This window comes from Flavobacterium sp. (genome assembly GCF_039932285.1).
Classification (GTDB): Bacteria; Bacteroidota; Bacteroidia; order Flavobacteriales; family Flavobacteriaceae; genus Flavobacterium.
In genome coordinates, this window is record NZ_JBDTQE010000008.1 from 55,406 (window position 1) to 64,924 (window position 9,519).

A 9,519-nucleotide genomic window follows, 5' to 3' on the forward strand; every position below is an offset into this window, starting at 1 on the left:
TTGTAACTATCTTTAACATCTCGGTTAAACAGTTTAACTTACATATCATTAAAAACCATGAAGTCATGAATATAAAAAGAATCTTCGGTTCCTTACTTACTGTTCTCGGAATAGCAGGTCTAATTTATACAGCAGTAATATTTACAGGAACCTCTGGAAGCGAAAAAGATGTTAAATCCCTAATTATTTATGGAATTTTGGGTGCTGTATTTTTTATTTCTGGTATTAGTTTAATCCGAACTACCAAAGACGAATCATAATTCTTTGTATGAACCTAAAATAGAATAAATAAGAAAGGTTGCCTTTCGACAACCTTTCTATTATAAATCAAATCCCATTTTCACGCCTAATTTGTCGGCAATGATTCGGGCTATTTTACTTCTCAGTTCTGGTATTTTTATACTTCCTGTTACTTCACTTGTAAAAGCATACATCAATAAAGCTTTGGCTTCTTTTTTAGGAATTCCGCGTTGTTGCATATAAAACATGGCATTTTCGTCTAGTTGTCCTATCGTGCAACCATGAGAACATTTTACATCATCTGCAAAAATTTCTAGTTGTGGTTTTGCATTAATCGTGGCTTTGTCGCTTAATAGAATATTGTTATTTTTCTGAAAAGCATCCGTTTTTTGAGCTTCTTTTTCTACAAAAATCTTTCCGTTAAAAACGCCCGTTGATGATCCGTCAAGAATGGTTTTGTAATTTTGATGGCTTTCGCAGTTTGGCGTAGCATGCTGTACCAATGTATAATGATCTACGTGTTGTTTGTCACCAATAATGGTAACACCTTTCAGCGTAGAATCGATTCTTTCGCCTTGATGGTAAAAATTCAGGTTGTTTCTTGTAATGTTTCCACCAAAAGAAAAAGTATGAACAGATACGTTACTTTCTTGTTTTTGTGAGATGTATGTATTGTCAATCAAATTGGCAGTTTGCACATCATTTTGTACTTTATAATAATCGACAATCGCTCGTTTTTGAGCAAAAATTTCAGTAACCGAATTGGTTAAAACAGGATTGTCATTTAAACTTTGATGACGTTCGATGATTTGTACATGTGCATTTTCGCCAACGATTACTAAGTTGCGAGGTTGCACCATGAGTGCCGCTTCTGAACCTGTCGAAAAATAAACAATTTCAATAGGTTTCTCTACCACTTTACTTTTCGGAATATGTATGTACGCCCCTTCGCTAGCAAAAGCCGTATTTAAGGATGTTAAACTTTCTTCTTTACTCGCTATTTTGTTAAAATATTCGTCGATGTACATTTTGTATTTCGGTTTATTTAATGCCGATGACATTAAACAAACATCCAAACCATCGTGTGAGGTTGAAGATAAAAATGAACTAAATATTCCGTCGATAAAAACTACTTTGTAAGTGTCTATTTCGTGTAGGAAATATTTTTTTACTTCGGCAAATTCGATGCTGTTTTCTTTTTTAGGAAATACACTAAAATCATTTTTTAAAATGGTATTTAGCGAGGTGTATTTCCAAGCTTCTTCTTTTTTAGTTGGAAAACCTTTGTTTTCAAAGTTTTTTATAGCTTGACTACGCACATCGTGAAGCTCTTGATGAAAATCTATTTTTTCTTCAAAAGCCATAAATGACGATAATAATTTTTCTTTCAATTCCATCTTAGTTAACTTCTTGTTTTAACCAATCGTATCCTTTTTCTTCTAACTCTAACGCCAATTCTTTTCCTCCCGATTTTACGATTTTTCCATCATGAAGAACGTGTACAAAATCTGGAACTATATAGTCTAACAAACGTTGGTAATGCGTAATTACGATTACTGCGTTGTCTTTGCTTTTTAGTTTGTTTACTCCGTTTGCTACAATACGCAAAGCATCAATATCAAGACCAGAATCGGTTTCGTCAAGGATTGCTAATTTAGGTTCAAGCATCGCCATTTGAAAGATCTCGTTACGTTTTTTCTCTCCTCCAGAAAAACCTTCATTAAGAGAACGAGATAAGAATTTACGATCTATTTCTAATAGTTCTGATTTTTCACGAATTAGTTTCAGCATTTCATTGGCAGGCATATCTTCTTGTCCACGTGCTTTACGAGACTCGTTAATAGCTGTTTTCATGAAATTTGTTACCGAAACTCCTGGAATTTCAACAGGATATTGAAACGATAAGAAAACGCCTTTATGTGCTCTTTCTTCTGGCGCTAATTCAGAAATATCTTCTCCTTCTAGGATAATTTCTCCATCAGTTACAGTATAATTTTCGTTTCCAGCAATAATTGCCGAAAGCGTGCTTTTTCCGGCGCCATTTGGCCCCATAATCGCATGAACTTCTCCTGCTTTTACCTCAAGGTTTATTCCTTTTAATATTTCTTTGTCTTCAATCGAAGCGTGTAAATTTTTTATTGATAACATTTGCTTTTTTTAGTTTAAAGTTTAAAGTTTAAAGTTCTCGTGTTTACTGAAACTTGGTGCCTTTAAAATCTTTCTTGTTTAAATATGATATAAAATTGTTTATTTTTCCACTTAAATTTTCAAAATCAGTCTTTAGTATATTAAATTTATCTTCGTTAATGTAATTACAATCAAAAACTCTATATAATTGTGACCTACTTTCTCCTGCCGATCCTTTTGCGATAGACAAAAACTGTCTGAATTCTAAATTCCCATTTCTTTCAAATCCTTCTGCAATATTATCCATTACCGAACCTGATGAAGTTTTTATCTGATCTCTAAATCTAAAATCGTTTTTTAATTCAGTTTCAATACAGATGGCATGAATTTCTTTAGCCAATCTTCTAGCTTCTTTCCAAATCTCTAAATCTTCGAATCTAGTTATTGTTGCCATGTTTTTTAGTTTAAAGTTTTCTTTGTTTAAGGTTAGGTTGCTCAACTTTAAACCTTAAACTTTAAACAAATTTTTAACCTACTGAACCTTCTAACGAAATCTCTAATAGTTTTTGTGCTTCCACAGCAAATTCCATTGGTAATTTATTCAAGACTTCTTTACTAAAACCGTTTACAATTAATGCAATCGCTTTTTCGGTTGGAATTCCTCTTTGGTTGCAATAAAATACTTGGTCTTCTCCAATTTTACTTGTCGTTGCTTCGTGTTCTATTTTTGCTGAAGTATTTTTACTTTCGATGTATGGAAATGTATGCGCACCGCAATTATTTCCCATCAATAACGAGTCACATTGTGAAAAATTACGAGCATTATCTGCACCGGCACCAATTCTTACTAAACCACGGTAACTATTTTGTGATTTTCCTGCCGAAATTCCTTTAGAAATGATAGTCGATTTGGTGTTTTTACCAATGTGAATCATCTTTGTTCCAGTATCCGCTTGCTGAAAATTGTTAGTTACTGCAATAGAGTAAAATTCCCCTATCGAATGATCTCCTTTTAATATTACTGATGGATATTTCCATGTAATTGCAGAGCCTGTTTCAACTTGTGTCCAAGAAATTTTTGCGTTTTTCTCGCAAATCCCCCTTTTGGTTACAAAGTTATACACTCCACCTTTTCCTTCTTTGTTTCCTGGATACCAGTTTTGAACTGTAGAATATTTAATTTCAGCATCATCAAGAGCAATTAGCTCGACCACGGCTGCGTGTAATTGGTTTTCATCACGACTTGGCGCAGTACAACCTTCCAAATACGAAACATAACTTCCTTCGTCGGCAATGAGAAGTGTTCTTTCAAACTGTCCTGTTCCGGCTTGATTGATTCTGAAATAAGTTGAAAGTTCCATCGGGCATCGAACGCCTTTTGGGATATAACAAAAACTTCCGTCAGAGAAAACAGCCGAATTTAATGCGGCATAAAAATTATCTTTTTGTGGCACAACGGTTCCTAAATATTTTTGAACTAATTCCGGATGTTCTTTGATAGCATCAGAAATAGAACAGAAAATAATTCCTTTTTCGTTTAATGTCTTTTTGAAAGTTGTAGCTACTGAAACTGAATCGACTACAATATCCATAGCGATATTGTTCATCATTTTTTGCTCATCAACATTAATTCCTAACTTCTTGTACATGGCTAAAAGTTCGGGATCTACATCATCTAAAGTCTTATTTGGATCGATAGATTTTGGTGCCGAATAATAGGAAATAGCCTGAAAATCAGGTTTTGCATAATGTACATTTGCCCATTCTGGTTCTACCATTTCTTGCCAAGCACGAAAAGCTTCAATACGCCAATCGGTCATCCATTGCGGTTCTTCTTTCTTTTGAGAAATGGCACGCACAATATCTTCGTTTAAGCCAATAGGAAACGTTTCCGATTCGATATCAGTGTAAAAACCATATTCGTACTCTTTTGTTTCGAGTTCAATTTTTAAATCGTCTTCTGTATATTTCATTTTTAGTCTTAAAGTTTTTAAAGTCCAAAGTTTTAAAGTCATTATAAGCCTTTCGACTTTATGATATTCAACTTTTGACTAAAGGGAGAACGATTCTCCGCATCCGCAAGTTCTGCTTGCATTTGGATTATTAAAAACAAATCCTTTTCCGTTTAATCCGCCAGAAAATTCTAATATTGTACCTGCTAAATAAAGAAAACTCTTTTTTTCGACAGCAATTTTTACATTATTTACTTCAAAAATCTTATCATTTTCTCCAATTTCTTTGTCAAATTTTAATTCGTATGACAAACCTGAACAACCACCAGATTTTACGCCTACTCGAACGTAATCTTTGGCAGCATCAAAACCGTCATCATTCATCATATCGACAATTTTCTTACTTGCTGTATCTGAAACTTGTATCATAACCTCGTTGTTATTTATTTTTATTGGAGTTATGTAATTCGCATAGAAACAACAACTTTAAATTAATGTTTTTTCTAATGCTCATTTCATAGCTTATTTTGATTTTGTCTAAATTAATGACAAAGATAAGTCATAAAATGCTTTTTACAAGTTTTACTAACATTTTTATAACTAATGATGCAATAGAAAAAGTCTATTTGATTCTCTTAAAACAAACGAATTTCCTTAAATTGCAGTCTTAAAATAAAAAAATGAAACTTTATCCTATAGAAACAGGCAATTTTAAACTCGATGGCGGTGCTATGTTTGGCGTTGTACCTAAAACCATTTGGAACAAAACTAATCCAGCAGACGAAAATAATTTAATCGATATTGCCGCAAGATGTCTTTTGATTGAAGATGGAAATCGATTGATTTTAATTGACACTGGTATGGGAAACAAACAATCAGAGAAATTTTTTGGTTATTATTCACTTTGGGGAACCCACTCAATGGATAAATCACTAGCCAAATATGGTTTTTCCCGTGATGATATTACCGATGTTTTTATGACGCACCTTCATTTTGATCATTGTGGCGGAAGTGTACAATGGAATAAAGACAAAACAGGTTACGAAGTAGCTTTTAAAAACGCAAAATTTTGGACAAACGAAAATCATTGGGAATGGGCAACAAAGCCTAATAATCGCGAAAAAGCATCTTTTTTATCCGAAAATATTTTGCCAATGCAGGAAAGTGGACAGTTAAATTTTATCAAAAGACCTGAAAGTGATTTCTTACCTAAATCAGAGTTAGATTTTGGAATATTTTTTGTTGATGGTCATACCGAAAAAATGATGATTCCACATATTCAATACCAAGATAAAACGATTGCTTTTTGTGCTGATTTAATTCCAACTGCTGGACATTTGCCTTTGCCTTATGTGATGGGTTACGATACAAGACCATTGCTAACCATGCCAGAAAAATCAAAATTTTTAACTGCTGCTGCCCAAAATAATTATTATTTATTTCTAGAACATGACGCACATAATGAAATAATTACTGTCGAGCAAACTGAAAAAGGAATTCGACTAAAAGAAACATTTTCGTGTTTAGAAATATTAACATAATGTTAAAAAATGTAAAATTGATTGAAAAATCAAGACTTTTATGCAAAAAATAGAACTAAATTATAATATCATGAGAATTTTAAAACCAATTTTTATTTCTGGAATAATCGCTTTTACAATGGCTAGTTGTGGTGGAGCGAAAACGGTAATGAGCACTAATCCTGCGAATATCGATAAAATGCCACTAAAAACAACACCACTTTCTGAAGCCAATATGAAACGTTGGAGTAATTTAGACCTAGTGAAAGATACTGTTCCAGGAATGAGTGTAGATAAAGCTTATGATTTTTTGAAAGGTAAAAAAATGACTACTGTTATTGTAGGAATTGTTGACTCGGGAGTTGATATTGATCATGAAGATTTGAAAGGTAAAATCTGGACTAATCCCAAAGAAATAGCTGGAAACAAAAAAGATGATGACAATAATGGTTTTATTGATGATGTGCATGGTTGGAATTTTTTAGGTGATACCGAAAACGAGCAGTTAGAAATGACACGTATTGTTAAAAAAGGAGATGACGGCTCTGAGCAATTTAAGTCAGCTTCTGCAGAACTCGAAAAAAGCAAAGAAGAATTAGCTCCTCAAAAACAACAAGTAGATATGCTTCTTGCTGCTGACAAAGCGGTTAGAACATTTCTTAAAAAAGATAATTTTACTTTGGCAGATGTAAAAGCAATGCAAACTACCGACCCAACAATGGTTCAGTATAAAGGAATGTTTACTCAAATTCTGTCAGGTACTCCAAAAGCAGAATTTGATTCTCAAATTCAAGAATACAAAGACTATGTTTATGACCAATTAAATTTTAATTTAAATACAGAATTTGATGGACGTAAAGTTTTAGGTGATAATGGATACGATATGACTAACAAATATTACGGAAACAATATTGTTTATGGCCCTAAAAAAGAAGGTGCAAAACATGGTACACACGTAGCGGGAATTATTGCTCAGATTCGTAATAATAAAATAGGTGGAGATGGTATTGCTTCAGATGCAGTAAAAATTATGTCAGTTCGTGCTGTTCCTAACGGAGATGAATATGACAAAGACATTGCATTAGCGATTCGTTATGCTGTAGATAACGGTGCAAAAGTCATTAACGGAAGTTTTGGAAAAAATTATTCTCCAAACAGACAATGGGTTTATGATGCTATAAAATATGCTGAATCTAAAGATGTGTTATTTGTGCATGCTGCAGGAAATGACGCAAAAGATATAGACACAGCGCCTAATTTTCCTAACGATACAGATGGTGCAAAACCAGAATATGCAGATAATGTATTGACAATTGGAGCGTTAAACTATGAATATGGAGCTTCACAAATGGCAAATTTCTCTAACTACGGAAAAGTAAATGTTGATATTTTTGCGCCTGGAGTAAAAATTTATGCTACAACACCAAAAAACACTTACGAATATCTACAAGGAACTTCTATGGCATCGCCTAATGTTGCTGGTGTAGCGGCTTTAGTTCGTGCTTATTATCCAAGTTTAACTGCTTCGCAAGTAAAACATATTATCATGGATTCTGGAACGTCACTAACTAACTCTTTCAATTTAGCTGGAGCAGAAGGAACTCAAACTACTTTAGCTTCTATTTCTAAAACAGGGAAAATTGTAAATGCTTATAATGCTTTGGTTTTAGCTGAAAAAATGACTGCGAAAAAATAGTTTTATATATTTTAAATTCAAAAAACAGCTTTCGCAGGATATTTTTTTAACTCTGTGAAAGCTGTTTTTTTAATACCATACAAATGAAAAAAATACTCTTACTTACTTTATTTAGTTTCGGAACAATTTTAGCTCAAAACAATCCAAATCCGGGATATTGGCAACAAAAAGTGGATTATAAAATGGAGGTTTCGATGGATGTAAAAACCTATCAATATAAAGGGAAGCAAACTTTAGTTTACACCAATAATTCTCCCGATACTTTACATCGCGTGTATTACCATTTGTTCAACAATGCTTTTCAGCCCAATAGTTGTATGGATGCAAGATTAAAAGCGATAAAAGATCCTGACGGAAGAATGGTGACCAAAGTAAAAGTAGGAGATAAAGAGGTAAAAGAAAGTAGAATTGCAGCTTTAAAACCTAATGAAATAGGATTTTTGAAAATTTCAAACTTAAAACAAGACGGAATTGAACTCAAAAATAAGGTTGTGAGCACAATTCTCGAAGTAGATTTAGCAAAACCATTATTGCCTCACACTTCGACTACATTTTCATTAGATTTTGATGGGCAAGTTCCTGTACAAATTCGTCGTTCTGGAAGAAATAACAAGGAAGGCGTAGAACTCTCGATGTCTCAATGGTATCCTAAAATGGCGGAATATGACTATGAAGGTTGGCAAGCAGATCCATATATTGCAAGAGAATTTCATGGTGTTTGGGGAAATTTTGATGTAAATATAACGATTGATAAAAACTATATTTTAGGAGGTTCTGGTTATTTGCAAAACGGAAATCAAATAGGGTATAATTACCAAGATACTGGAGTTATTGTAAACCTTCCTAAGAAACAAAAAACATTAACTTGGCATTTTATTGCGCCAAATGTACACGACTTTACTTGGGCTGCCGACAAGAATTACATTCATGATAAATTAGTAACAAATTTTGGAACAACATTAAATTTCTTGTATAAAAACAATCCAAAAATTATCGAGAACTGGAAGAATTTACAGCCTAAAACAGCACAACTTATGGATATTTACAACAAAACGGTTGGTAAATATCCTTATGAGCAATATTCCGTTATTCAAGGAGGTGATGGCGGAATGGAATATGCAATGTGTACACTAATTCTTGGTGAAGGGACTTTTGATGGTTTATTAGGCGTTACAGCACACGAAATGGCACATTCTTGGTTTCAACACGTATTGGCATCAAACGAAAGTAAAAACAGCTGGATGGATGAAGGTTTTACCACTTGGTTAGAAAATTATGGTATGAATGAAATTGCCGCTAAAAAAGAAGAAAATCCTCATGCAGATTCTTATACAGGTTATTATGCTTTAGTAAAATCTGGCAAAGAGCAACCGCAAAGCACCCATTCTGATCGTTATGATGAGAACAGAAGTTACAGTATTGATGCTTACAGTAAAGGAAATATATTCTTATCTCAGTTAGAATATATCATCGGGAAAGAAAACTTCATGAAAACATTGAAACGTTATTTTGCAGATTATAAGTTTACGCATCCTACGCCAAATGACATAAAACATACAGCCGAAAAAGTATCGGGAGCAAATCTAGATTGGTACTTAAACGACTGGACAAAAACTACAAATACAATTGATTACGGAATTAAAAGTGTAGAAAATCCTGGAGAAAACACAAAAATAATACTCGAAAGAATAGGAAGAATGCCTATGCCTCTGGATATTTTAGTCACTTATGAAGACGGAAGTCAAGAAAGTTTTTATATTCCACAAACGTTAATGCGTTGGACAAAAGAAAACCAAAATCCAGCTATAAAAAGAACGGTTCTTGACGGTTGGGATTGGGCTTATCCTACATTCGAATTTAAAATTAATGCAAAATCTCCATTAAAAAACATCACAATTGATCCAAGTGGATTAATGGCTGATGTGAATAGAGAAAATAATGTTTATATTAAGAAATAGAAGATTTTTTTTAGAACTTTTAGCTG

General features: G+C 33.3%; 9 protein-coding genes. 4 read left to right on the top strand and 5 right to left on the bottom strand.

Translation table 11 applies throughout. The annotated features are described in order from the left end of the window. Positions 1-65 precede the first annotated feature (65 nt). Complete coding sequence (locus ABI549_RS03275) at positions 66-260, top strand: hypothetical protein (RefSeq protein ID WP_348075024.1); 195 nt, start codon at positions 66-68, stop codon at positions 258-260. A 60-nt stretch (positions 261-320) separates the two neighbouring features. Here ABI549_RS03275 and sufD read toward each other — a convergent pair whose 3' ends face one another. From sufD to ABI549_RS03300, 5 genes are all read right to left on the bottom strand, one after another. Then, on the bottom strand, positions 321-1,637 hold the full coding sequence (gene sufD / locus ABI549_RS03280) for a Fe-S cluster assembly protein SufD (protein ID WP_348075025.1): 1,317 nt from the start codon (positions 1,635-1,637) through the stop codon (positions 321-323). A 1-nt stretch (position 1,638) separates the two neighbouring features. Further along, on the bottom strand, positions 1,639-2,388 hold the full coding sequence (gene sufC, locus ABI549_RS03285) for a Fe-S cluster assembly ATPase SufC (protein ID WP_348075026.1): 750 nt from the start codon (positions 2,386-2,388) through the stop codon (positions 1,639-1,641). Between the two features lie 43 nt (positions 2,389-2,431). Next, complete coding sequence (locus ABI549_RS03290) at positions 2,432-2,821, bottom strand: four helix bundle protein (RefSeq protein ID WP_348075027.1); 390 nt, start codon at positions 2,819-2,821, stop codon at positions 2,432-2,434. Positions 2,822-2,894: 73 nt separating this feature from the next. Then, on the bottom strand, positions 2,895-4,340 hold the full coding sequence (gene sufB / locus ABI549_RS03295; RefSeq protein WP_348075028.1) for a Fe-S cluster assembly protein SufB: 1,446 nt from the start codon (positions 4,338-4,340) through the stop codon (positions 2,895-2,897). A 78-nt stretch (positions 4,341-4,418) separates the two neighbouring features. Further along, positions 4,419-4,748, bottom strand: coding sequence for an iron-sulfur cluster assembly accessory protein (locus ABI549_RS03300; RefSeq protein WP_348075029.1), 330 nt, complete (start codon positions 4,746-4,748; stop codon positions 4,419-4,421). A 251-nt stretch (positions 4,749-4,999) separates the two neighbouring features. Here ABI549_RS03300 and ABI549_RS03305 point away from each other — a divergent pair, with 251 nt between their 5' ends. The 3 genes from ABI549_RS03305 (at position 5,000) to ABI549_RS03315 (ending at position 9,493) form a co-directional block, all read left to right on the top strand. Next, a complete protein-coding gene (locus tag ABI549_RS03305; RefSeq protein ID WP_348075030.1) occupies positions 5,000-5,860 on the top strand; it encodes an MBL fold metallo-hydrolase in 861 nt (286 codons plus the stop codon). A gap of 70 nt (positions 5,861-5,930) precedes the next feature. Further along, on the top strand, positions 5,931-7,535 hold the full coding sequence (locus ABI549_RS03310) for a S8 family peptidase (protein ID WP_348075031.1): 1,605 nt from the start codon (positions 5,931-5,933) through the stop codon (positions 7,533-7,535). Between the two features lie 83 nt (positions 7,536-7,618). Beyond that, positions 7,619-9,493, top strand: coding sequence for a M1 family metallopeptidase (locus tag ABI549_RS03315; RefSeq protein ID WP_348075032.1), 1,875 nt, complete (start codon positions 7,619-7,621; stop codon positions 9,491-9,493). The last annotated feature ends 26 nt before the right edge of the window (positions 9,494-9,519 follow it).